Genomic DNA, 24,361 nt, shown 5'->3' with positions numbered 1-24,361 from the left:
TTTGTTTTCTAACGGCGTTTTATAAATAGTCAGACGAATTTTGCATCAAATATTTTTAGCGATGCAAATTCAAAAACAACAGTTTATTTTTTTACTCTTTTCCCTGGGGCTTTGTTTTCATACGCAGGCACAGGAGAATTGTACGCTGCAAAAAGCACTTCAAACCGCACGAAGCAATAATCCGTTTCTTAAAACAGAGCAATTAAATGTAAAGATTGCAGAATCGGATATAGTCACGGCTAAACTTCGTCCCAATCCAAGCCTGAACAATCAGGCCCTGCAATTGATGCAATCCTCTGGATTTCATGAAAACACACAATGGCACGACAAGCAAAATCGTCAGGTCTGGTGGCAATTGACTAAACCCTTCCAAATAGCAGGACAGCGTAAAAATAAAATTGAGCTGGCCGGCAAAAATGTTTTGTTTGCAGAAAAAAACTATAGTGAAACGGAACGCAATCTTTTTTTTGATGTGGCTAATAAATGGCTGGAAGTCTGGACCGCTAAAAGAAGATTAGAGATTATCAGTATCGCTAAAAGTAATATCGACAGTCTGCTTTTTACAAACCAAAACCGGTATAAAAACTTAGTAATTACCCAAACCGATTTATACAGAACCGAACTACTGTCAAAACAATACGACATTCAGCTTAAAACGGCATTTCAGGAGGTAAATAACCATCAAAGCGAATTGAAATTATTGCTTGGTACGCAGGAGAATGTTAGTGCCGACATGTCAGATGATTTTTTATTTGCAATGCCCAATACTATTGATGATCTGCTTGCTAAGGCATTTCAAAACAGAAGCGATTTACAGTCCGTAAAATCATTAATAGACGTTTCTGACAGTAATATTAAACTGCAGAAATCGCTTTCTTTTCCACAGCCCGAATTAGGAGTTATCTGGAATCCGCAAAATGCAGTTCAGTACTTTGGTGTTTATGCCAATATTGATTTGCCCATTTTTAATCGAAATCAGGGAGAAATTAAAAAATCGGTTTTGGTAAAAAATCAGGTTGAAAATCAATTATCCGCTCTCGAAGTAAAAGTCAGAACCGAAATTAAGATCGCTTATGAAAACTATGAGAGGCAGAAACAAAATATTGCAAATTTTGAGTCACTATTGAAACAGTCGAAAACCATTTTAGATAATGTCAAGTATTCTTATCTAAAAGGAGGAACCACCATTGTTGACTTTTTAGAAGCACAGCGCAGTTGGTTAGAAACACAGCAGCAATATTACGATACGATGCAGTCTTACAAGCAAAGCTACATTCAATTACTTTATACAACGGGTTTAATCAATCAATTAGCATTATGATACAAAAAATAGTTTGCGCATTTTCAGTAGTAATCGTATTTACTTCCTGCGGAAAAAAAGAGAATAAACTAACGGAAAAAGAAACAGCACCAATTATAAAAGATAAGGGAATGTCTATTCTTTTTCCCGATAAAAAAGGGATTGATTTTTTTAAAACAGAAACCATCAGTACCAACACTATAACAGCACAGTTTTCGGCACCGGCAAAAATCGCGGCGACCGTGTTACTATCTGGAGAAGGAGCTTTGCAGCCTGTTGTGCTGTTTGATAATTCTGAGCTGGCAGCCAGTTACACACAGCTTATGCGGAGCCGGATTAGTATCAGTCAAATTCAAAACATTAATATTAAACAAAAACGATCAGAATTAGAGCGCACTAAAGATTTAAATCGGCACGGAGCAGCCACAGGTCAGGATTTACTAAATGCAGAGACCGCTTTATCCATAGAACAAACCAGTTTGGCCAATGAAAAAGCAGCCCTGATAGAACATGAATCGAGATTAATTTCGGCAGGTTTCACTCCGGATATGCTGAGAAATGCAAAAGTTGGAACAGCCTATCTGATTTGTGATATTCCCGAGAATCAAATAAGCAAAGTAAAACCAGGCAGTTCAGGGGACATTTCTTTTAATTCATTTCCTAACGAAACATTCAAAGGCAGAATAGATGCGATTGTAGATAGGGTTGATCTTGAAACACGAATGATAAAAATTAGAATTTCAGTGCATAATCCATCAAACAAATTGAAAGCCGGAATGTTTGCCAGTGTATCTTTTGGTTTGAAGGAAGGGAATTTCATCAGCATAAGCAAAACATCATTAGTTATAGTCAATGGAAAAAATTATGTATTTGTAAAAGAATCTGAAAATAACTTTAAAAGAAGAGAAATTCAGACCGGTCAGCAAGTAGGAGACAGAATAATTATTTTTAAAGGATTGAATAGCAATGAATTAGTTGTCGTTGAAGGCGCAATGCAGCTAAAAGGATTATCGTTTGGCTATTAAAAAAGTAAAAATGACACAAGCACAAATCTATATCGACAAAGATGAATTGAAAGGAGGAAAGCCTCTACATCAATTCATAATGCATTTACTGTTGGAAAATGGTATTGTGGGAGCAACTTCTTTCACAGGTCATTCCGGTTTTGGAAGACACAACAGATTGAAGCAGCCGGGACAACAATTCTCATTTGATGAAACACCAATGCTCCTCACATTTATCGACGAGGACAAAAAGATAAAAGAAGTATTAACTGAATTAAGAAAGCAATACCGAGGCGGGTTTATTATAACCCACTCTGTTGAACTCTGGTAATCATGATTAAAAATTTACTCATATTCTCTCTGAAAAATCGCTGGCTGGTCGTAGGTATCAGCATCGCGTTAATGGCTGTTGGTTACATCTGTTTTACCCAGCTAAAAATTGAAGCATATCCGGATATCGCAGATACAAATGTTATAGTAGTGGCGCAGTATCAGGGGCGCGCTGCCGAAGAAGTAGAACAACAGGTTACAGTTCCTATTGAAAGAGCGTTGCAGAACACCCCAAATGTCTTGGACAGAAGAAGCAGGACTATTTTTGGTTTGTCAGTGGTACAGCTTACATTTAAAGACGGTACCGATGATTATTTTGCAAGACAACAGGTAATGGAACGACTGGCAACAGCCGAACTTCCTGAAGGAGTTTCTTCTGAATTGGCTCCTCTTTCGACGGCTGTAGGTGAAATTTTCCGATATGTTGTAGAAGCCCCGCCAACACTCTCACCAATGCAGGTAAGAGATTTGCAGGACTGGGTTATAAAACCTTATCTGTTGCAGACCGCTGGTGTAGCGGACATTGTAACTTTTGGCGGACCTCTAAAACAATTTCATATTCTGGCATATCCGGATAAATTGCAAAAGTATAAACTAACGATTGCTGACGTTGAAAATGCCATTAGAGCCAATAATCAGAATACGGGAGGAAATGTCATCGAACGAGGTGGGCAAGGATTTGCCGTGCGCGGTTTAGGAGCAATCAAAAACGAGAAAGACATTGAAAACATTGTATTGAAGTCAGTCAATGGAGTACCGGTATTTGTTCGTGATGTTGTAAGTGTCGAAATAGCCCCTCCTCCGCCAAGCGGGGTTTTGGGATACACAATTGCCAATGAGAAAGTGAATGTGAATAGCGGGGTTGAAGGAATTGTTTTGCTGCGCAGATACGAAAATCCGAGTGAAGTACTCAAAGAGCTGAAACAGAAAATCGAAGACTTACAAGGACAAGAACTGCCGGAAGGAGTAAAAATCAGAACGCTTTATGATCGCAGTTTTTTAATTGACCATTCCCTTCATACCGTTGGTAAAACGCTTTTTGAAGGTGTAAGTATTGTCATCATTATTTTGATTTTCTTTTTGGGCAGTATGAGGAGTGCCTTAGTGGTAGCTTTGACCATCCCGTTTTCATTGCTTTTTGCATTTATCATCATGCGGTTTACAGGCATTCCGGCCAATTTATTATCGTTGGGAGCAATCGATTTTGGAATCATTGTAGACGGCGCGGTAGTCATGGCAGAACATCTAATCCGGAAATACCGAACTGCAACACCTGAAGAAAAAGAAAATGGCATTGTGCACATCACTTTACTGTCAGCTCAGGAAGTTGGACGCGAGATTTTCTTTTCCGTTACCATCATTATATTGGCCTACATGCCAATTTTGCTAATGACAAGAGTTGAAGGTAAATTGTTCTCTCCAATGGCATTAACATTAGCTTTCGCTGTGGTTGGTTCGATGTTAGCTGCACTGACTTTTATTCCGGTCCTGATTTCTTTCGTTTACAATAAAGCAGTTTCAGCTAAAGACGAATCTTTCAAGGAACATAATAATAAGGTGCTTGAGTTTGTTGAACGGCTGTACGCTAAAGTCCTGCATAAAATTTTGACGAACTATAAAAAGTCTGTTGTAATCGGATTTGGATTGGTATTGCTTTTAATTGGATTTGGTTTAAAATTAGGAACAGAGTTTTTACCGGAATTAGATGAAGGTTCTATTTTTCTTAGAGGAAATTTTCCGGCGGGAATCACCATACAGGAAAATGCTAAAAATGCACCTAAAATAAGAAGTATCATTTCAAAATATCCGCAAATCGATTTTGTAATTACACAAACGGGCCGAAATGATGACGGAACCGATCCTTTCCCGGCGAATAGAAATGAGATTTTGGTAGGACTAAAAGAGTATCATTTATGGAGTGATACCATTTCAAAAAAAGAACTTGTCAAAGATATCCGTTTAGAGCTCGAAAGAGAGCTCCCTAGTGTGAAATTTACATCAGGACAGCCTATTATTGATCAGGTAATGGAAATTGTTACCGGAAGTGCAGCAGATTTAGCCGTTTCTATTGTAGGAGAAGATTTGGGAATGATGAGGAAAAAAGCAGATAGTATTGTTGCGATTATGAAATCGATGCCGGGAAGCGAAGGAGTAAACATTGAGCAGGAGGGAACACAAGAACAGCTTGCCATAAAGATAAACCGTGAATATGCTGCCCGATATGGCATTAATGTTTCCGAAATTCAAAATATGATTGAGGCTGCAATTGGGGGTAAAAATATTTCTACAGTGTATGACGGTACCAAACGTTATGATATTGTTATCCGCTACCTGCCACAATTCAGAGACAATATTGATGAGATTAAGAAACTGCTCGTTCCATCAGCAAACGGAGCCCTTATTCCTATGGAACAATTGGCAGAGATCAATTTTACTGAGGGACAGACAAACATTTACCGTTACAATAATAAACGAATGGTGACCGTGAGAACCAATATTAGAGGCAGAGACCAGGGCGGTTTTGTAAAAGAATTGCAAAAGAGAATAAAAACCGATGTGAATATTCCAAAAGGGTATGAACTAGTTTATGGAGGTCAGTATGAAAATCTGGAAAGAGCCGGAAAACAATTGGCTTTGACAATTCCGCTTACACTAATTATGGTTTTTGTGTTTCTTTTTATGCTCTATAAAAATTTCAAGCATACAATAATAACAACGAGCTGTGTTTTATTTGCTTTGAGCGGAGGTATTATGGCCTTGTTAGTCAGAGGATATTATTTCAATGTTTCTGCCGGAGTTGGTTTTGTTTCTATTTTTGGAATTTCGGTAATGGCTGGTGTGTTATTGGTTTCAGCACTTCACAGAGCAACATTTAAGAGTCCAATTTCACAATCGCTCATTCAGCAGACAGCGAAGGAACAACTACGGGCGATTCTCAGTATTCTTGTTTTAGCCATTCTTGGACTCATTCCAGCGGCTATTTCCAGCGGTATAGGTTCAGATGTACAAAGACCATTAGCAACAGTTATTATTGGCGGATTAACCAGTACATTAATTTTTGCACCAATATTAATACCTCCCTTGTATATGTGGATGAACAAGAGCAGTATAAATTAAACGCAGGCATGGAGATGTTCTGAATTATTCTAGTGAGCAGGTCTGAGGTTTTTTATTAGGATTTGAAAATGAAAATTTGTAAATTGTAAATATTTGATATTTAGTTTTTTATGATTTAGTAAGCGAAGTTTCTTGTGTAACCTAAATAATCTTAAAAATGAAAATACTTTTAAATCTCAGAGCAGCTCTGCTTCTAGTAATGATCGTTATTCTTTCATTGGTTAGTGCCTATTATAATTTTTCTATTGAAAACGATACTAAGGATATTCTGAAGGCGAATTACAACACGCTTGATTACTCCGGAAATATGCTTCTTTCATTGGATAAAATGAATTCTGATAAAGAAAATGCAATACTAGTATTTCAGAATAATCTCGCCCGCCAGATGGAAAATATTACTGAAGTGGGCGAACAAAAAGTGACATATGATCTTCAGGTTAATTTTGATGCTCTAAAAAGTAATTGGAACGATGAAAATTTAAAAAGTAAAATTCGTCAGGATATTTTTCACATTATAAAATTGAATATGGCTGCGATCAAGAAGAAAAGCGATATCGTTACACATACTACCGAGAAGGCAAATTTTTGGATGGCTATTTTAGGAGCACTTTGTTTTTTGATTGCATTCAATCTTATATTGAAGCTATTTAGTAATAAGCAAAAGTGATCTTTAGGGAGAATGAAGAGATATCTGAAAAATAAGTTCCTTTTAAAGCGGTCTCAAAATGATAAAAACATATCATTTTGAGACGTTTTTTTGTGCTTAAAAAGTACTGTTCAAGATATAATATCTAAGATTTACAGGGTTTTAATGGCAATTGAAAAATTATAAAGAATTATTGGTATACAAGTTGGATGTAGTGTTTTGTATTTCTATTCTTTTTGAGGAATAAAAACAATAACAAATAAGATCTACACTAAACGACTATGAGAACCTTAACCTATAAAATAGAACCTATTGAAAGACATTTTACGTTTTCAACCCTGTTAAAAAAACAACAAGCTTCTTTACCACTTAAGGAAGCTCTAGAAATTCTGGATTTTAGTATTGAAAAAGCCAGACCTGTACATACCTTTTGGATAAAAGAAATTTGCGAAGTCACACTTGCATCAGCCATAGCCCGCGGAACCGGAATTTCCGGTCGTTCTCCCGAGTTTCTTGAAACCAAAATGAAAAAAGGAGAGGCAGTCATAGCCTTCACCTCAGACGGAAGGTGGGCAGGATTTTCTTTTATCTCCTCTTGGGAAAATGGAAAGTATGTTTCTAATTCCGGATTAATCGTCGCTCCTGAATTCAGGCACTCCGGACTTGCTAAAAGAATTAAAACAAAAATTTTCGAACTCAGCCGCGAGAAATACCCCAATGCCCGTATATTCAGTCTGAGTACAGGTCTTGCGGTCATGAAAATGAACCATGAACTCGGTTTTGAACCGGTTACTTATTCAGAATTGACTACCGACGAAATGTTTTGGGAAAATTGTAAATCCTGTGTAAACTGCCCAATACTGATAAACAAGGACAAGAAAAATTGTTTATGTACAGCGATGCTTTACGATCCAAAACAGAATAGAACAATTGTATAGTAAAGGAGATTGTGTTATGATTATAGTATCAAAAAATATGATCAAACATTTTGCATATAAAATGAAAAACCCTCAACATTGTTGAGGGTTTTGTCTTCCGCGGAGAAAGAGGGATTCGAACCCCCGGACCTGTTACAGTCAACAGTTTTCAAGACTGCCGCATTCGACCGCTCTGCCATTTCTCCAGTATGTTGCGACCATTTGCTGATTGCGAGTGCAAATATAAGATGCTTTTTTGATTATTAAAAATAAATGATAACCTTTTATTTAATTTATTTTAATGTTTAGGCAAACATAAACGCATTCAGGGGATTAGGTACTTTTTTAAAAGTATAGAAGAAACACTATTGTTGTAAAACAACAAAAACCCCCAACAATGTTGAGGGTTTCGTCTTCCGCGGAGAAAGAGGGATTCGAACCCCCGGACCTGTTACAGTCAACAGTTTTCAAGACTGCCGCATTCGACCGCTCTGCCATTTCTCCAGTATGTCGCGATCATTTGCTGATTGCGAGTGCAAATATAAGATGCTTTTTCGGTTCTCAAAACTTTTTCAGGCCTTTTTTTTAAGCTTTTTTGAAATAATTTTCAAGTATCTAGTTATCAGTATTTACGAAAAATGGATTTTTGAAAAATTAGTTCAGGTCGTCCAAAATTGGCACCGGTTTTTTGTTTTCATCCACCGCAACAAACGAAAAAGTTCCTGAAACTACGGTTTCACGAAGCTCGGAATACATTTGCTCCATAAAAATATCGACGTGAATTTTACAACTCGTTCTTCCAACACTGATCACTTTGGCTACTAATTCGATTAAAGTTCCCGCCGGAATGGCTTTTTTAAAATCGATTTGACCGGTTGAAATCGTTACTACTTTTTTTCTGCTGAATCGTGTAGCACAAATAAAAGCAACTTCATCCATAACATGAAGAGCTGTTCCTCCAAATAAAGTGTCGTAATGGTTTGTTGTACTCGGGAAAACCGCTTTAAATATTCGTGTTTCCGATTTTATAATTCTTTCTTCTACTGTTCCCATATATTAATAACTTACGTATTCGGTAATTTCAAGTCCATATCCAATCATTCCCACACGTTTTGTTTGTTCCGTGTTAGAAACCAATCTGATTTTTGAAATGTCGATATCGTGTAAAATTTGCGCACCAATTCCATAATCTTTACTGTCAATGATTACTTTTGGAGCTTTCATTGTTCCTCCTGCCTGTAAAGTTTTAAGTTCGGAAATTCTGTTCAACAGATTTACTGCCGTCATATCCTGATTAATGAATAACACGGCTCCTTTACCATTTTCATTAATCACTTTAAACATATCGTCTAATTGCTGTTCTGCATTATTAGTTAAGGTACCTAGTAAATCGTTGTTTACCTGCGATGAATTGATTCTTGTTAAAATAGCTTCTCCCAGATTCCAGGTTCCTTTTGTTAAGGCAATATGAATTTGTTTGTTGGTGGTTTGCTCGTATGCTCTTAATCTGAAAGTTCCAAAACGGGTTTCGATATCAAAATCCTCTTTTTTTACAATCAGACTGTCGTGCTGCATTCTGTAAGCTACCAGATCTTCAATCGAAACTAATTTTAAATTGAATTTTTTAGCCACTTTTGCCAATTCAGGCAAACGAGACATGGTACCGTCTTCATTCAAAATTTCGCAAATAACACCAGCCGGTTTAAATCCTGCTAATCGGGCAAAATCTATAGCGGCTTCTGTATGTCCGGTTCTTCTTAAAACTCCGCCTTGTTTGGCTACTAAAGGGAAAATATGTCCGGGACGTGCCAATTCATGTGGTTTAACATTTGAATCGGTCAGTGCTATTACCGTTTTAGAGCGGTCAGCTGCCGAAATTCCTGTCGTTACGCCATGACCTTTTAAATCTACAGAAACCGTAAAAGCAGTTTCCATATGATCGGTATTGTTAGTTACCATTGGTCTTAAGTCTAATTCTTTACAACGGCTTTCAGTCAATGGAGCACAAATTAATCCACGTCCGTGAGTAGCCATGAAATTGATCATTTCCGGAGTCACTTTTTCGGCTGCAGCCAAAAAATCACCTTCATTTTCACGATCTTCATCATCCACTACAATGATTACTTTACCCTGACGAATGTCTTCAATAGCTTCCTCAATGGTGTTTAGTTGTATTTTTGTTGTTGACATAGTTATTTTTTGTTTTGAGCTGGAAAGAACCGCTCGGAAATTTTTTGAAATAGTTGTGAGATTGGAGTAGTAATTGCATCAAAGTTGATTAATCCGTTGTCGTTAGTAGCACGATACGTTAATAATACAGCTAAAGGCAATAGTATAAAAGAGGACATCCATGCTCCTAAAAACGGATTCATTGCGCCTTCCTGTGAAAGTCTTTTTCCAAAAGTATTGATGAAATGGAAGGTAATAAAAATTAAAACGGCAAATACAATAGGTAAACCAAGTCCTCCTTTACGGATGATAGCTCCTAATGGTGCGCCAATAAAAAACATTAAGAAACAGGCAAAAGCGATTACAAACTTTTCGTATAAGGCCGTTAAATGTTGATTAATATCTCTTTGTTTTTCTTTTAAATCGTTTTGTGTTGATTCAATAGAATAAATATTGCTCGTCACATTGCTGCTAGCCATTCTTATTACATCAGCTTTCTCTTTATTGGTGTAGCGTGATAAAAGATCATTGGGCAGATTTTTTTTCTTGATGGTTGTTTTTACAGGAACGACTGATTTGGTAATCCCCACACGCTGATTGATATTTTCTGAAAAAGAGATGATTTCATTATCCAGATTTTTGTTCAGGGAATCCAGTGTATAACGAAGTTCGTTAATGTTCAACATTCCGTTTGTGTTGCTTATATTTTCTTTATCGTCATCGGTTTTGTTTAATTCGGATAAATCAATATTAATGATCTGTTTTTTGAAAGCACTTTTTATGAAAGGCAGCTTAGCGCGATCTTCGTATTTTTTAGGAGTAACATCCTGGTAGTAATATCCGTCATTTAAAACTAATTTTAAAATACTGGATTTTTCATTACTCATTAATTCACCATCTTTGGCTTTGATAACGGTTTTGTTTTCGCCGGTATTAGTTGGTTTTTCGTGAATCGTAACACCGGTTAAAATGTTTCCATTTTCACCAGATTTTTTGTTGACTTTAATGTTGTAAAACCCAACATCATTAAACTGCCCTTCGGCAATTGCCATGGCGGGCTTAGCTTGCGCAATGTTTTTTCGGAAATTAATAAATTTATATTCCGCATACGGAATCACATTATTGGCGAACCAGAAAGCGACAATACTTAAAACAAAGATAAATACGATTAAACCTCGCATCGCTCTCTGAAGTGATATTCCTGATGATTTCATCGCTGCAAATTCATAATTCTCAGCCAGATTTCCGAAAGTCATAATAGAGGCCAGTAAAACCGATAGAGGTAAAACCAGCGGGATGATTCGCGGCATGGAGAATAAAAGGAATTTCACAACCAAAATCAAATCGAGATCTTTACCTGCAAGTTCAGAGATAAAGAGCCATACGGTTTGAAGTATGAAGATAAAAAAAAGGATTACAAATACCGTAGTAAATGTAATCAGGAATGTTTTTAGTAAGTATTTGTCTAAAATTTTCAACCTTGTAATTAATCTAATTTATTGATGTAGTATTTTGGATATTTGCTCGCTACAAATGTAAATTGATTTTTTGATAAAGGCTGATTGGTTTTAAAAGAATTAACGGTTAAAGTGGTTTTTGTTCCATTTTTTCCGGTTTCGATCAAATTATAAATGTGTTTGGTCTGAACATCAATGCCTAATAGGATCTCTTTTCTTTGGTCTTTAGAGCTTGTAGGAGCTAATTTGATATATTGTATTTTTCTTCCTTTAACATTTTGAACAATATCCATGTTGTATTTGTAGCCGGAATTGAAGAAAGTCAGCATTTTTGAAGGTGTAATAGCTGTATCGTCCTTCTCATTTACTTTAGAAATTGTAACTTCTTCGTCTTCCGGAACGATGGTGTAGGTTTTTTGACCGTCAAATATTTTTGTTACTCCCATAAAGTTCAATACATATTGATTGCCTTTCATGGTAACATTTCCTTTACTGTCCTGATTGATGTTCTCTTTAGCGTTATTCAGGGTGTACTTAAAGTCAATAACAATATTGTTGTAGCTTTTTATTTTTGAAGTTACTTCATTCAATAAATCTTTGGCTTTTTTATCCTGAGCCTGAATAGAAGTGAAGCTCAAAAGCAATAAAACTGCCATTTGAATGCACTTTTTAGTCATCTTAGTAATAGAATTGTTTTGGATTTCCTGAATTTTTGTTTTCATGATGGGATTAATTTTGTTCATTATTAAAAAATTGGTCAAGAGCACTTAAGTCAGTGATGTTTACGGTTCTTGCTTTACTGCCTTCAAACGGACCAACAATACCTGCTGCTTCCAGCTGATCGATCAGGCGACCGGCTCTGTTGTACCCTAATTTTAATTTTCTTTGCAGTAATGAAGCCGAACCTTGTTGCGCATTGACAATAATCTCTGCAGCTTCTCTGAATAAAGTATCTCTTTCGGAAATATCCACATCAAGATTGATGCCATTTTCTTCTCCAACAAACTCCGGAAGCAAATAAGCTGTGGCATAAGCTTTTTGCGAACCGATAAAATCCGTAATTTTTTCCACCTCAGGAGTGTCTATGAAGGCGCATTGTACACGTATCACATCATTTCCGTTGGTGTATAATAAGTCTCCTCGTCCAATCAACTGATCGGCTCCCTGTGTGTCCAGAATGGTTCGGGAATCAATTTTAGAAGTTACTCTGAAAGCAATTCTCGCAGGGAAATTGGCTTTAATTAAACCCGTAATAACATTCACCGATGGTCTTTGTGTGGCAATAATCAGGTGAATACCAATAGCACGGGCCAATTGAGCCAAACGGGCAATAGGAACTTCAACTTCTTTACCGGCAGTCATAATTAAATCAGCAAACTCGTCGACTACCAGAACAATGTAAGGTAAAAATCGGTGGCCTGCTTCAGGATTTAGTTTTCGTGCTCTGAATTTTTCGTTATATTCTTTAATGTTACGTACCATCGCGTCTTTTAGTAAAGAGTAGCGATTGTCCATTTCAACACAAAGTGAGTTCAGTGTATTCACTACTTTTGCATTGTCAGTGATGATAGCATCTTCTGTATCAGGAAGTTTGGCTAAGTAATGTCTTTCAATTTTATTAAAAAGCGTAAGCTCTACTTTTTTCGGATCTACCAGTACAAATTTAACTTCGGCCGGATGTTTCTTGTATAAAAGAGAGGTTAAAACAGCATTCAAACCTACCGATTTTCCTTGCCCGGTTGCCCCAGCCATCAGTAAGTGAGGCATTTTGGCCAGATCGACCACGAAAGTTTCGTTTGAGATTGTTTTTCCTAAAGCAATTGGCAGTTCCATTTCAGCTTCCTGAAATTTAGCAGATCCAATAACGCTTTTCATCGAAACCATTGTAGGGTTTTTGTTCGGAACCTCGATACCAATAGTTCCTTTTCCCGGAATAGGAGCTATAATACGGATTCCTAATGCCGAAAGTGATAATGCGATATCATCCTCTAAACTTTTAATTTTAGAAATTCTGATCCCCGCTTCCGGTACAATTTCGTATAAGGTTACCGATGGACCAACGGTTGCTTTGATCTGCGCAATTTCAATTTTATAATTGCGAAGTGTATCAACAATTTTATTTTTATTTTCTTCTAATTCTTCCTGATTGATTGTAATTCCCCCAGTTGAGTATTCTTTCAATATATCAAGCGTAGGGAATTTATAATTGGATAGGTCTAAAGTAGGGTCGAATAAACCAAAATCGGCTACCAGACGGGAAGCCAGATTCTCTTCGATAATATCTTCTTCTTCCGCTTTTTCGATTACAAATTCTTCCGTATGAACAGGTGTTTTTACAGTTACCGGATTGATATCCATTTGAACTGGTTTTAAAATCGGATTCAAATCAATTTCTGAGGCGTTTGAAATAGTTGGTTTTAAAGCTTCTTTGTTGATTTCGAACTGGCTGATATTAGATTTTAGATGAATGTTGTCTAATTCCGGATCTTCTTCCTCGATGGCAAATTCTTCTAAGTTATAAGCACTTTCGGCTTCCTGAGGTTTTTTTATAGAAGCCAATTCAGAATTGAATTCTTTTTTAGTAGAATCAAAATAGGACTGAATTTTTTCAGGAGATAGTTTGATTTTAAAAATAAGGTATACGATTAATCCGAAAAGTAGTGTAAGTAAAGTTCCGGTTTTTCCGATGTAATCTTGTAAAAACAGATTAAGTTCATATCCAATCGTTCCGCCCAATTCAGGTGCTGAAGTGGCGAAAAATCCAAACAGTACAGAGACAATAATAAGGGCAAAAAGATCCCAAAACCAAGTGTTTTTTAATTTTTTGGTAGAAAGTTCCAAAGCGAGAAACATTCCGGTAAGGAAAAATAAACGGACGAATATAAAAGAGGCAATACCAAAACCTCTGTATACAATTAGATCGGCGAGGAATGCCCCGAATTTTCCGAGCCAGTTTTCTACAATTTCGGTACGATCGCCAAGCTGGCTTACCGCACTTTGGTCAGATTGCCATTGTCCGTTGACATAAAAAGAAATAAAGGCAACTAATAGTGCCACAGAAAAGAGTATCAGAAGACATCCCAAAACAAATTTTTGTTGTTTGGATAGGTTTCCGTACTTTATCTTTTCAGTCTTTGATTCGTTTTTTTTGTCTAAAGTTTCCTTTTTGGTTGTTTTTGCCATTCTTGCGTTTCCTGTTGCCTATATAAATTTTGGGATGTAAATGATTAAGCCTATTGCGATTGCTGTCATCGCGGCAAAAAATACCGCTCCGGCTGCAATATCTTTAATAAAACCGATTCGTTTGCTGTAATCAGGGTGAATAAAATCGGCAATTTTTTCTACTGCCGTATTCAAACCCTCAACGCTTAAAACGAGGCCTATGGCTAATGTTTGACACAACCATTCGGTTTGTGAAATATGAAAGTAAAACCCGGCAATGGTCATGATAATTCCCAGAGAGAATTGAACCATAATGCTGTGTTCTGTTTTGATTAATTTTACCGCTCCGTTAAAAGCATAGGTCATACTTTTTAGACGGCCGGTAACAAAGGTATTGTCTTTTTGAAATTCCATTTAAAGATATTATAATGCTGCTAAAGCTGCTTCGTAATTTGGTTCGTTTGCAATTTCAGCTACTTGTTCAGTGTGTGTTACTTTTCCATTAGCATCAACTACAATGATTACTCTTGAATGTAAACCAGCCAAAGGTCCGTCAACAATTTCTAAACCGTTTGTTTTTCCAAAATCTCCCGCCTGAAAATCGGATAAGTTAACTACATTTTCTAATCCTTCAGCACCACAAAAACGTTTTTGTGCAAATGGTAAATCTCTTGAAATGCACAATACAGTTGTGTTTTCTAAGTTGCTGGCACTTTCGTTGAATTTTCTAACAGATGTAGCACAAGTTCCGGTATCGATACTTGGAAAAATATTTAAAACCAGTTTTTTTCCTGCAAAATTGCTTAAAGAAACAACTGATAAATCGTTTTGTACTAATTTGAAATCAGCTAGTTGTGATCCAACTGTTGGTAATTCGCCTGAAGTATGAATAGGATTTCCTCCCAATGTTATTGAAGCCATGATTTTTATTTAAATTAATGAGGTTCAAAAGTAAGGATTAATATTCGAATCTAAAAGTATTTGTTGATGGGTTTAAGGAGAGATTAAGGTGGGGCTAATAGCCACGAATTCACGAATTATTTTGGATGTATCACAAAGTATATCATTTCGACGAAGGATAAATCGCACTAGGGAATCGATAAAGAGTGGCGATTTTAATTGTGGAGTTTCTTGTGTGATCTGCTTCGCCTATTCGCTATCGCTTGGGTCTCCTTCGACTTCGCTCAGGAGGACACTCGTGGATTAAATTGAGAGTGTGACTGTAAAGTGAGACTGCAAACCGGGACTGCAAACCGAGACTACGATCAAAAACTGAAAACTAAAAAAAGCGCCTCAAAATTGAAACGCTTTCCCTTGTCATGTTTTTTTTATTTGTATGCTCGATTATTTATCGATGGAACCTAAAACACGTTTCATAAACGCATTTAGAGCTTCTTTTTTATCAGTGCCCTGAACTACCATTTTGTGTACTTCAAGCGCACCATACATATTCGAAATTAATTCGCCAATTACATCTAATTCTTCATCTTTTAAAGACGGAATTTCAGTCATCGCTTCTAAAACTTCGATAGTTTCAATGATATAATCCTGATCGTTTTCTTCGATAAATTGGGTTAACTGCTTTATTACGGGTAATTTCATTTTTTTAGATTTTTAGATTACTCGATTATTGGATTATTGGATTATTGGATTTTTAGATAAGGTATAACAATCTAACTTTCCAAAAATCTAACAATCTAACAATCTATTATTATGCGATCGCGTTTACCAAGTCGATTAAAACTTCTTGTTTGTTGGTTTGAGTTTCCCCAACCAATTGTCCGTTTACAAAGGTTGCGAATGTAGGCAGGTTGCTTACATTGGCTAACTTTCTTGATTCCGGTGAATTTTCAGCATCAACCAAAACAAAAGTGATAGCTTCGTTTTCTGTGGCTAATTTTTTGAATTTTGGTTTCATAATACGGCAATTTCCACACCATGAAGCTGAATATTGCACTACTACTTTTTCGTTTTTAGCAACTAAATCTGCTAACGTATCTTCGTTTAAGTCGATTAACATCTGTTTATATTTTTAAGGTTCAAAGGCTCAAAGTTCTTTTTAAATGTATAGAAGAATACAACAAATTAGATTTGTTGTTTGAGATCAATAAGATTCTTTGTGTTTTTTAAGAGGAGTATTAAAGAAACAAAGGTTCAAAGGGATAAAAATTTAAATTTTATAAAGTAGCGAAACCTTTGCTACTCTGTACCTATGAACCTTTGTACCTTTATAAAAAAAAATTAGTTTGCGCTCAAATACTCAGCAGTACTGATTCTGTCAGCAGACATTGCTTCTTTTCCGGCTTCCCAGTTTGCAGGACAAACTTCACCTTTAGTTTGAATGTGAGTGTAAGCATCCACCATTCTTAAATATTCGTTTACGTTACGTCCTAATGGCATATCGTTAACACTTTCGTGGAAGATTTTTCCAGTTTCGTCAATTAAGTAAGTAGCTCTGTATGGTACGTTTGAACCTTCGATGATAACTGAATCAGTTTCTTCGCTGTAGCTTGTAGCTTCGATGTCAAGAATACCTAAAATGTTAGCTAAGTTACGGTTTGTATCTGCTAAGATTGGGTAAGTAACACCTTCGATTCCACCGTTGTTTTTTGGTGTGTTTAACCATGCAAAGTGTACTTCGTTTGTATCACATGAAGCTCCGATTACGATAGTATTTCTTTTTTCAAATTCTGGTAAAGCAGCTTGGAAGGCGTGTAATTCAGTTGGGCAAACAAAAGTGAAATCTTTTGGATACCAAAACAATAATACTTTTTTGTTGTTGTTTACTGCTTCTTCAAAAATGTTGATTTTTAAATTATCACCCATTTCAGAGATAGCATCAACTGCAATACTTGGGAATTTTTTTCCTACTAAAGACATATTTTTCGTTTTAAAGTTAAAAATTTATTTCTGGTGCAAAAGTAGGGCATAAGTGCGTATTCTTACAATAAGAAGTAATTATTAATATTTATTAGCTGATAGTTTTTGATTATGTGTTGTTGTTTGGTTTGTGTAAGTTATTGGATGTCAATATTTACGGGTAAGCTTCCTCTACAAATATTATTTTCAAGAAATTGAATTCCTGCATTTTTTTTGAAATTCTTCGAAATCCTGATACACCTGAATAATTCGGGAAGCTTTAGAAAGATTCGGAATTATTGGCAAAACATAAGGATTTCCGAAAACGTAAAGCAGGCACTTTCTGGTTTCAAGAAGGTCAGAAAGCAATTCTAAAACTTCATCATCGATTTCGAAATTATTCATTGGTTTTGCTTTAGGAACAAACAAAGAAATAATAACTGTTCCGAATGGTTCCAGACCTTTTTTGATTTCTGAAATGGATGAATCTTCGGCATTCTCAAAAGCAAATTCTGCTGAATTTAGTACGGTATTTAAAGTCTGAAAAAATGGATTTTTAGTGTTTTTGTATAAACTTAATTTGGCTAACTGGTTGTTTTTTTGTGCTTCAAAAACCTGTTCGATACTGAAATTATCAATGATTTTTGTGATGGAATTTTGAGCAATTTCAAGGTTTAAAGCTGATGCTCTTTCGAAATTTAGTTCACCTGAAGTAAAGTGATTTTCGGCTAGAATTCCAACTTTTTGCTTGGCTTTGATGATTCGGTTGAAACTTTCTTCAATACGTTCCGGAGAAGCATTTTTAAGAATGGCTTCGATTCCTTCGGGTACATTTTCGGCGAAACATAAAACATCATTCCCCGCATTAAAGGCTTCCCATTCCAATTCTCCTTTGGTTTCGTATAATTTAGAAACACTATGCATGTTCAGCGCGTCAGAAATGACCAGACCATCGTAACCTAGTTTTTCTCGTAAAAGTGTTTCAATAATAGGTTTTGATAAAGTTGCTGAAGTATTTTTTCCTTCATTTAAACTTGGAACAGCTAAATGTCCGATCATAATCGAATCGACATTGTGTTCAATTCCTTTAATAAAAGGGTACAGCTCGTTTTCAAGTAATTCTTCTAAAGTCTCGTTTAAAACCGGTAACCCCAAATGCGAATCGACATTGGTATTACCATGTCCGGGGAAGTGTTTCAGGCAGCCTAAAATTCCGACTTCAGACATTCCTTTAAGATATTCCACAGCAAAATGGGCTACTTTTCCTTTGTTTTCACCAAAAGAACGATAGCCAATTACGGGGTTGTTCGGGTTATTGTTGATGTCGGCTAAAGGAGAAAGATTGTAGTGAATCCCGGCAGCTTTTAAATCTAAACCAATTTGTTTACCCACTTCATAAACCAGATTCGATTTATCTTCCGGTAAGGCGCCTAACGTAATGGCATACGGGTACTGCGGTGTTTTTTCAATGCGCATGGCCAGGCCCCATTCGGCATCAATGCTAATTAGGAGAGGGTTAGTGGCAGCGTTTTGATAACGGACAATCAGGGCTTTTATTTTTTGATAGCTGTCGTCGTTAAAAACAACTTTTTTCTTGCTCTCGTAGTTTGTTGCAGCACTGGCACGGCTGTGGAAAAAGGTAAGTCCGCCAATGTTGTGTTCTTTTATTAAACGTTCAGTTTCCTGAATGTTTTCTTCGGTATCGTTTATAAAAACTGCAGGAAAAAAGAATTGTCCCACTTTTTGTCTTAATGCTTGTGCTGTCATTTTCATTGTTATAAAGTCATTTTCATACAAACACTATTGTCCATTTTCTCGTAAGGAGGATAGTTTGGAATGATAGTGTAGCCTAATTTTTGGTATAAGCTGATGGCTTCCGGTTGATTTTTACCGGTTTCTAAAATCGTATAACGGTATTCAATTTCCTTAGCCCATTGTTCCAGTTCTGCCAAAACCTGAGAAGCAATTCCTCTTTTGCGGAAATCCGGATGTACAAACATGCGTTTGATTTCGACCGTATCTTTTTCTTTTTCTCTGAAAGCACCACAACCAACTGCTATATCATTTTCATAAAAAACGACAACATGTTTGATGAGATCGGTCTTGTTAAACTGATTGTAAAAGGCATGGTCGTCTCCATCTCTGATTTTTAAATCCTGATCCAGTAAAACTACGAGGTTTCTAAAATCAGTGTCGTCAGAGTTTGTTCGTTTTAGTTTGATCATGATTCAAAAAGTTGAGTAAAATAAAACCAAGTTGCTTTTATTTTTTACCATTAAGATATTAAGTAAATTAAGCCAAGCTGAGCTTTATTATCTTAATCTCTTAATGGTGAAAAGAAAATTACGCTTAATTTTAAAATATTTGTTTATTTCAGTTTTGCCTTCTTTTGTTTTGCCAATTGCTTCTTAGTTTCAATTGCTTTCTCGAGTCGGTTTTTGAAACGGAAGAGTTTCGGTAAACCTTCGAGTCGGTCTTCGAGTGTAATTTTTTCAAAAACAACAATGGCTTTTTCTAAAACCCGAATCTCATTATCGAGATCGATTTGGTTTTTGTAGAAGGTTGCCAATCGGTCGTAAGGATGATTTCCTTTAAAACCTTCGCTAATATTTTGTTCGTATAAGACAATTGCTTTTTCCGTTTCTCCTGCTTTTTCCAATTCAATTGCTTTCAGGTTTCGTTCGGCCTGTAAATTTTCATTGATCTCCATAGGTAAGATGTTCGATTTGGGGTTAAACTTCTTCAGACTTTTTTCCAAAATCTTTTGGGAATATTAAAAAACGAGATAAAATAAGACCCGGGATTGTGGCGATTACGACCCAGATAAAGAAGTTTTCATAACCTAAATATTTTTGTATAAAGCCACTAAGCATTCCCGGAAGCATCATTCCTAATGCCATAAAACCGGTCGCAAGTGCATAATGTGCGGTTTTTGATTCTCCTTCTGCAACATGAATTAAATACATCATAAAACCTGTGAAACCAAAACCGTATCCAAATTGTTCCAGAATAACAGTAATACAGGTATAGAGATTTAAAGGAGAGTTAATTTCAAAAAAATATAAATTGATATGAAGATGGAAAATATCCTGTGGTTGAAAATGGGCCAATCCGATAAAACCAAGAATAGGGAGATGCATGGTCAAAAACATAGGAAGCATCCATTTGGTAAGACCATGTTTAGAAAGTGCGATTCCGCCTAAAATTCCTCCAACGGTTAAAGCAAAAATCCCCAGAGTTCCATAGATTATTCCTACAGCTTCCGTATCTAATCCCATTCCGCCTAATTCCTTTCCGTCCAATAAAAAAGGGCTCAACATTTTAAGTAATTGAGATTCACCAAGTCTGAAAACAAGGATAAAAGCGAGAATTATTCCAATTTGTTTTTTTTGAAAGAAACTGGTAAATATGGTTGCAAAGTTTTGATGATGTGTTTTATCAGTACTTTCTAAGGTGTTTATTTCTTCTTTTGGCGTAAAAATGAAATTATAAAGGGTAATAAATGTCATTAATAAACCAACAATAATCATGGTATAGGACCAGGCTTTGGTATTGTCGCCATATTTATGTTCTAAATAACCGGCAAGTAAAACAATTAATCCATTTCCGGCAAGCATCGAAAGTCTGTAAAAGGTACTTCTGATTCCTAAGAAAAAAGATTGCTGCTCTTTGGGTAAAACCAATAGATAAAAACCATCACTGGCAATATCATTGGAGGCTGATGCAAAAGCAGCAACCCAGAAAATGGCTAAAGTCATCATGAAAAAACCACTTGTTGGAATGGTGAATCCAACGATTAAAAAAGCAATGGAGATGAGCAATTGCATCGATAAAAACCATTTTCTCTTAGTTCCTGTCAACTCAATAAAAGGGCTCCAAAGTGGTTTTATCACCCAAGGCAGGTATAATAAACTGGTGTAGATGCCAATATCTTCGTTTGATATTCCCAGATTTTTGTACATAATTACCGAAACGGAGATAATTATAGCATAGGGTAATCCAGATGCGAAATTTAGAAACGGAATCCAGAACCATGGTTTATTATCTATTTTCATTTGGCTGGGCAGGGGTATAAGGTTTAAATGGTTTTTTTAGATCGATAGCTGCGGGCGTACTTTCATTGGCATAATAATCAATAAAGGTTACGGCGCAGGCTTTGTACTGATTTATTTTTTCGGCAGGAATGCTGAATGAAATTACTCCGTTTACTTCGTACACGGTAATTTTATCGATAATTTTTGTAGCGTCATTAATGTCGACTTTCGAAATATGATCTCCGCCATAAATTACGATGTAGCGCACCTTTGTATTCAACGGACTTTTGATCGTGAACGTGTATTTACTGCTGTCTTTTGAATACTCATTGAAAACCGGTGTATCGATTATAATGTGCTTTAAATTAGGAACTGCAGCCGGAAGTGCCGGATATTTATATTGATTTTCTTCTAAAAGACGAACGATGTCAAAGTTTTTGTTCATGAACCATTTGGAACTGAAATAAGCACTTCCACTTACTTTTTTGAAGCTTCTTGCATAATCAATCTGATTTGGAATCTCGCTGGCAAAATTCCAGCTTTTGTCATTGTCTCCTCTGATTTTATAAGAGGCATGTCCGATATAAAGCGCAGTATTATTAGAGTTCTCTGACCACCATTTGACCAATTTTGAATAAGAAGCTCTTGGGTTGTTCATACTCCAATACAATTGAGGCAGGATGTAATCGATCCATTTTTGGTCCATCCATAAAACAGGATCTGCGTACAAATCGTCATAATTGGAAGTCGATTGGGTTTCGGAACCCTTTGGATCCTGAGATTTATTGCGCCACACCCCAAACGGACTGATTCCGAATTGTACCCATGGTTTACTGGTTTTGATCATGGTTGAAATGGTGTGTACAAAGTTGCTCACATTTGCACGACGCCAATCACCAAGACTTAACCCGGCTCCGTATTTTTTGTAGGAAGCGGTATCGTTAAAGGTTTTTCCCGGAACAGTGTACGGATAAAAATAATCGTCAAAATGAATGGCATCGATATCGTATTTGTCAACTACTTCTTTTACCACCTTGGTTAGATGTTCCTGAACCTCAGGTAATGCGGGATCGTAATATATTTTTCCGGCGTATTCAACCATCCATTCCGGATGTTTAAAAATGTCGTGATCGGGACTTAACTGCTGTTTGTTCAGGTCGAAAGTAGCGCGATAAGGATTCAGCCATGCGTGAAATTCAAACCCTCTTTTATGGGCTTCTTCGATCATCCAGGCCAAGGTATCGTAATATGGATTGGGTGCCTGTCCTTCTTTCCCTGTCAGGAAACGGGACCATGGTGCGAGTTCTGTTGGATATAAAGCATCTCCAACGCTTCGAATTTGAACTATTACGGCGTTGTAGTTTAATTTTTTATAAGCTTCTAAAATCTCAAGATAGTCCGCTTTTTCTTTTTCTACGCTGTCTTTAGCCGTTTTAGGCCAGTCGATGTTGACCACAGTTGCAATCCAGACCCCTCTAAATTCGTTTTTAGGGTAAAGTGTTTTTTCCTGTGCATCGGATTTCCATCCGAATAAAAATAAAAATAGAATAGAGAATAATAGTTGCTGATTTTTATGCATTTCAATCTTTTTTAACAGAAACCAAAAATAGTTTTTTTAGATGAGTATAAGAAATTATAATTTTAGAATAGTAATTTAAGGGGAATGTTTAATTGTTTCATCGTTTATTCGTTTAATTGAGGGTTGATAAACGGAATGAAATTGTTTACTGTTTATGGTTTTTAGTTTGTTGTTTATGGTTTATTGTTTATGGTTTATTGTTTATAGTTTGTAAATTAAAGTTGTCTGTCTGAGCGGAGTCGAAGACAGGTCAACGAGAACGAGAAGGGCTTCGACTTCGCTCAGCCGGACATTAGTTTTAGTTTTGTAAATCAATAATCGTTTATCAGAATTTTTAAATCTAAAGGGTTTATAATATGTTGTTTATAGTTTGTAAATCGAAACTGTCCGTCTGAGCGGAGTCGAAGACAGGTCAACGAGAACGTGGGGGCTTCGATTTCGCTCAGCCGGACATTAGTTTTAGTTTTGTAAATCAATAATCGTTTATCATAAATCCTAAAATCAAAAGGATTTATACCTTAAAAATGAGCTTCTTCTTATAAAAATACCCTAAAATACAACTCCATAATAGTACATAAAGTACAGAATAAGTAAGAGACGATAACAATTGATTTTCAAAAAGAGGACTGATCCAGTACTGGTACGCATAGTCTCTAACGTTTATAGTCTCGGAAATATTTTGAGGATTCTGAATTTTAATCATCGCAAGTGCACGAGGCAGTATGCCGGAAACAAAAAATACAATCATTGGATTTACGCCCCAGCTGAGTAAAAAAGTTGTCCATTTTTTGTGATTGAGGATATCTACTACATAATAGATCAAGGTGAGGATAAACAAACCAATCCCGGCAGTAAATAAAACATATGAGCTGCTCCAAAGTGCTTTATTTATAGGGAAAAATAGAGACCACAATGATCCTGAGATAATCAGCGCAACACTAAGGATTCCCATTTTTTTTGCAATTTCGGTTTTGGGTATGGGTTTTAGAAGCAATTGTCCTATTAATAGTCCGATCAATCCGTTTGCTATAGTGGGTACGGTGCTCAAAATTCCTTCCGGATCCCAGGTTTTGGTAGCGATGTACATGTGATCTTTGAGTAAAATACTATCGAGCCATGACGCTAAATTGGTACCCGGTTCCAGGTTTGCGGGACCAATTCCGGGAACCGGAACCAGTGTCATGATCACCCAATAGCCCAATAAAATAAGAGCACTCAGAATGATTTGGGTTTTTACGTTTGTTTTTAAATAGACGAGTGAAACCAGGAGATAAACAATTCCGATGCGCTGTAGTACACCGGGAAGTCTGACATCGCTGAAATTTTCGTGTCCGCCATAAGCTAAAACGAGAAAAATAATGAAAAGACCAACCGCTAAAATAGTTTTAATTTTAAGGTTGAAGTTTCCAATTAAAGCATATCCAACTAAAGCGGTGAGCACTAAACGGACAAGAAGAAGAGGGAATCCGTCAAGTCCCAGAAAATAAATGCTGTTGAAAAAATACAGAAAAAATCCCAGGCAAATGATGCGCAGAGAACGGGTGATTATTTTTAAGATGTTTTCGGGCTTGTCCTGTTTAATGGGCATGGCCAAAGGAATTGCAATTCCGACAACCAGAATAAAAAACGGAAAAACGAGATCGGCTAAGGTACAGCCGTTCCACTTTGCGTGATCTAGAATGGGGTAAACATAATCCCAGCTTCCCGGATTGTTTACAACGGTCATTAATAAGACGGTAAGGCCTCTTAAAACATCAACTGAAATGATACGGTCTTTCATTTTTTGG

22 protein-coding genes and 2 tRNA genes are annotated in these 24,361 nt (G+C 36.4%); 6 read left to right on the top strand and 18 right to left on the bottom strand.

All coding sequences use genetic code 11. The features are described 5' to 3' along the window. The first annotated feature begins 61 nt into the window (after nucleotides 1-61). From C245_RS0105200 to C245_RS22705, 6 genes are all read left to right on the top strand, one after another. On the top strand, nucleotides 62-1,321 hold the full coding sequence (locus tag C245_RS0105200; protein ID WP_017495523.1) for a TolC family protein: 1,260 nt from the start codon (nucleotides 62-64) through the stop codon (nucleotides 1,319-1,321). Continuing rightward, entirely contained in the window at nucleotides 1,318-2,325 is a 1,008-nt protein-coding gene (locus C245_RS0105195) for an efflux RND transporter periplasmic adaptor subunit (protein WP_017495522.1), read from the top strand. Before C245_RS0105200 ends, C245_RS0105195 begins: the two co-directional genes overlap by 4 nt. 10 nt (nucleotides 2,326-2,335) lie before the next feature. Beyond that, entirely contained in the window at nucleotides 2,336-2,635 is a 300-nt protein-coding gene (locus C245_RS0105190) for a DUF190 domain-containing protein (protein WP_026109881.1), read from the top strand. Nucleotides 2,636-2,637: 2 nt separating this feature from the next. After that, entirely contained in the window at nucleotides 2,638-5,751 is a 3,114-nt protein-coding gene (locus C245_RS0105185) for an efflux RND transporter permease subunit (protein WP_017495520.1), read from the top strand. Between the two features lie 157 nt (nucleotides 5,752-5,908). Then, complete coding sequence (locus C245_RS0105180; protein ID WP_017495519.1) at nucleotides 5,909-6,418, top strand: hypothetical protein; 510 nt, start codon at nucleotides 5,909-5,911, stop codon at nucleotides 6,416-6,418. Between the two features lie 260 nt (nucleotides 6,419-6,678). Then, a complete protein-coding gene (locus C245_RS22705; RefSeq protein WP_017495518.1) occupies nucleotides 6,679-7,335 on the top strand; it encodes an N-acetyltransferase in 657 nt (218 codons plus the stop codon). Nucleotides 7,336-7,435: 100 nt separating this feature from the next. Here the strand turns inward: C245_RS22705 and C245_RS0105170 are convergent. The 18 genes from C245_RS0105170 to C245_RS0105085 form a co-directional block, all read right to left on the bottom strand. Continuing rightward, nucleotides 7,436-7,520 (bottom strand) — tRNA-Ser (locus C245_RS0105170). A 213-nt stretch (nucleotides 7,521-7,733) separates the two neighbouring features. After that, nucleotides 7,734-7,818 (bottom strand) — tRNA-Ser (locus tag C245_RS0105165). A gap of 150 nt (nucleotides 7,819-7,968) precedes the next feature. After that, nucleotides 7,969-8,367 (bottom strand): acyl-CoA thioesterase, encoded by a 399-nt coding sequence (locus C245_RS0105160; RefSeq protein WP_017495517.1) that lies wholly within the window; start codon nucleotides 8,365-8,367, stop codon nucleotides 7,969-7,971. Between the two features lie 3 nt (nucleotides 8,368-8,370). Then, on the bottom strand, nucleotides 8,371-9,504 hold the full coding sequence (gene ribB, locus C245_RS0105155) for a 3,4-dihydroxy-2-butanone-4-phosphate synthase (RefSeq protein ID WP_017495516.1): 1,134 nt from the start codon (nucleotides 9,502-9,504) through the stop codon (nucleotides 8,371-8,373). Between the two features lie 2 nt (nucleotides 9,505-9,506). Further along, nucleotides 9,507-10,961 carry an LptF/LptG family permease gene (locus C245_RS0105150; protein ID WP_017495515.1) on the bottom strand — a complete coding sequence of 485 codons (1,455 nt, stop codon included), beginning with the start codon at nucleotides 10,959-10,961 and terminating at the stop codon, nucleotides 9,507-9,509. 8 nt (nucleotides 10,962-10,969) lie between these two features. Next, the gene (locus C245_RS0105145) at nucleotides 10,970-11,662 is read right to left on the bottom strand and encodes an outer membrane lipoprotein carrier protein LolA (protein ID WP_051041434.1); all 693 of its coding nucleotides are present in this window, start codon (nucleotides 11,660-11,662) and stop codon (nucleotides 10,970-10,972) included. Nucleotides 11,663-11,669: 7 nt separating this feature from the next. Next, nucleotides 11,670-14,123: a DNA translocase FtsK gene (locus C245_RS0105140; protein WP_017495513.1), complete on the bottom strand. Its 2,454-nt coding sequence runs from the start codon at nucleotides 14,121-14,123 to the stop codon at nucleotides 11,670-11,672. 18 nt (nucleotides 14,124-14,141) lie between these two features. Next, entirely contained in the window at nucleotides 14,142-14,516 is a 375-nt protein-coding gene (locus C245_RS0105135; protein ID WP_017495512.1) for a diacylglycerol kinase, read from the bottom strand. 9 nt (nucleotides 14,517-14,525) lie between these two features. Continuing rightward, nucleotides 14,526-15,023: a thiol peroxidase gene (gene tpx / locus C245_RS0105130; RefSeq protein ID WP_017495511.1), complete on the bottom strand. Its 498-nt coding sequence runs from the start codon at nucleotides 15,021-15,023 to the stop codon at nucleotides 14,526-14,528. Between the two features lie 423 nt (nucleotides 15,024-15,446). After that, nucleotides 15,447-15,704: a hypothetical protein gene (locus C245_RS0105125; RefSeq protein ID WP_017495510.1), complete on the bottom strand. Its 258-nt coding sequence runs from the start codon at nucleotides 15,702-15,704 to the stop codon at nucleotides 15,447-15,449. 109 nt (nucleotides 15,705-15,813) lie between these two features. After that, a complete protein-coding gene (locus tag C245_RS0105120) occupies nucleotides 15,814-16,122 on the bottom strand; it encodes a co-chaperone YbbN (protein ID WP_007805605.1) in 309 nt (102 codons plus the stop codon). A gap of 221 nt (nucleotides 16,123-16,343) precedes the next feature. Then, entirely contained in the window at nucleotides 16,344-16,982 is a 639-nt protein-coding gene (locus tag C245_RS0105115; RefSeq protein WP_017495509.1) for a peroxiredoxin, read from the bottom strand. A 186-nt stretch (nucleotides 16,983-17,168) separates the two neighbouring features. Next, nucleotides 17,169-18,728: a glycoside hydrolase family 3 protein gene (locus tag C245_RS22700; RefSeq protein ID WP_232424326.1), complete on the bottom strand. Its 1,560-nt coding sequence runs from the start codon at nucleotides 18,726-18,728 to the stop codon at nucleotides 17,169-17,171. 8 nt (nucleotides 18,729-18,736) lie between these two features. After that, nucleotides 18,737-19,186, bottom strand: coding sequence for a GNAT family N-acetyltransferase (locus tag C245_RS0105105; protein WP_017495508.1), 450 nt, complete (start codon nucleotides 19,184-19,186; stop codon nucleotides 18,737-18,739). Between the two features lie 143 nt (nucleotides 19,187-19,329). Further along, a complete protein-coding gene (locus C245_RS0105100; RefSeq protein ID WP_026109879.1) occupies nucleotides 19,330-19,671 on the bottom strand; it encodes a hypothetical protein in 342 nt (113 codons plus the stop codon). A gap of 22 nt (nucleotides 19,672-19,693) precedes the next feature. Further along, the gene (locus C245_RS0105095; RefSeq protein WP_017495506.1) at nucleotides 19,694-21,016 is read right to left on the bottom strand and encodes an MFS transporter; all 1,323 of its coding nucleotides are present in this window, start codon (nucleotides 21,014-21,016) and stop codon (nucleotides 19,694-19,696) included. Continuing rightward, nucleotides 21,003-22,574 carry a glycoside hydrolase family 10 protein gene (locus C245_RS0105090; protein ID WP_017495505.1) on the bottom strand — a complete coding sequence of 524 codons (1,572 nt, stop codon included), beginning with the start codon at nucleotides 22,572-22,574 and terminating at the stop codon, nucleotides 21,003-21,005. Before C245_RS0105090 ends, C245_RS0105095 begins: the two co-directional genes overlap by 14 nt. Nucleotides 22,575-23,085: 511 nt before the next feature. Further along, nucleotides 23,086-24,354: an acyltransferase family protein gene (locus tag C245_RS0105085; protein WP_017495504.1), complete on the bottom strand. Its 1,269-nt coding sequence runs from the start codon at nucleotides 24,352-24,354 to the stop codon at nucleotides 23,086-23,088. Between the last annotated feature and the right edge of the window lie 7 nt (nucleotides 24,355-24,361).

The sequence above is a fragment of the Flavobacterium sp. WG21 genome, from assembly GCF_000335775.1.
GTDB classification, from domain to species: domain Bacteria; phylum Bacteroidota; class Bacteroidia; order Flavobacteriales; family Flavobacteriaceae; genus Flavobacterium; species Flavobacterium tructae.
The sequence above is the reverse complement of the archived record's forward strand: the minus strand, read 5'-3'. Positions and strand labels throughout refer to the sequence as shown.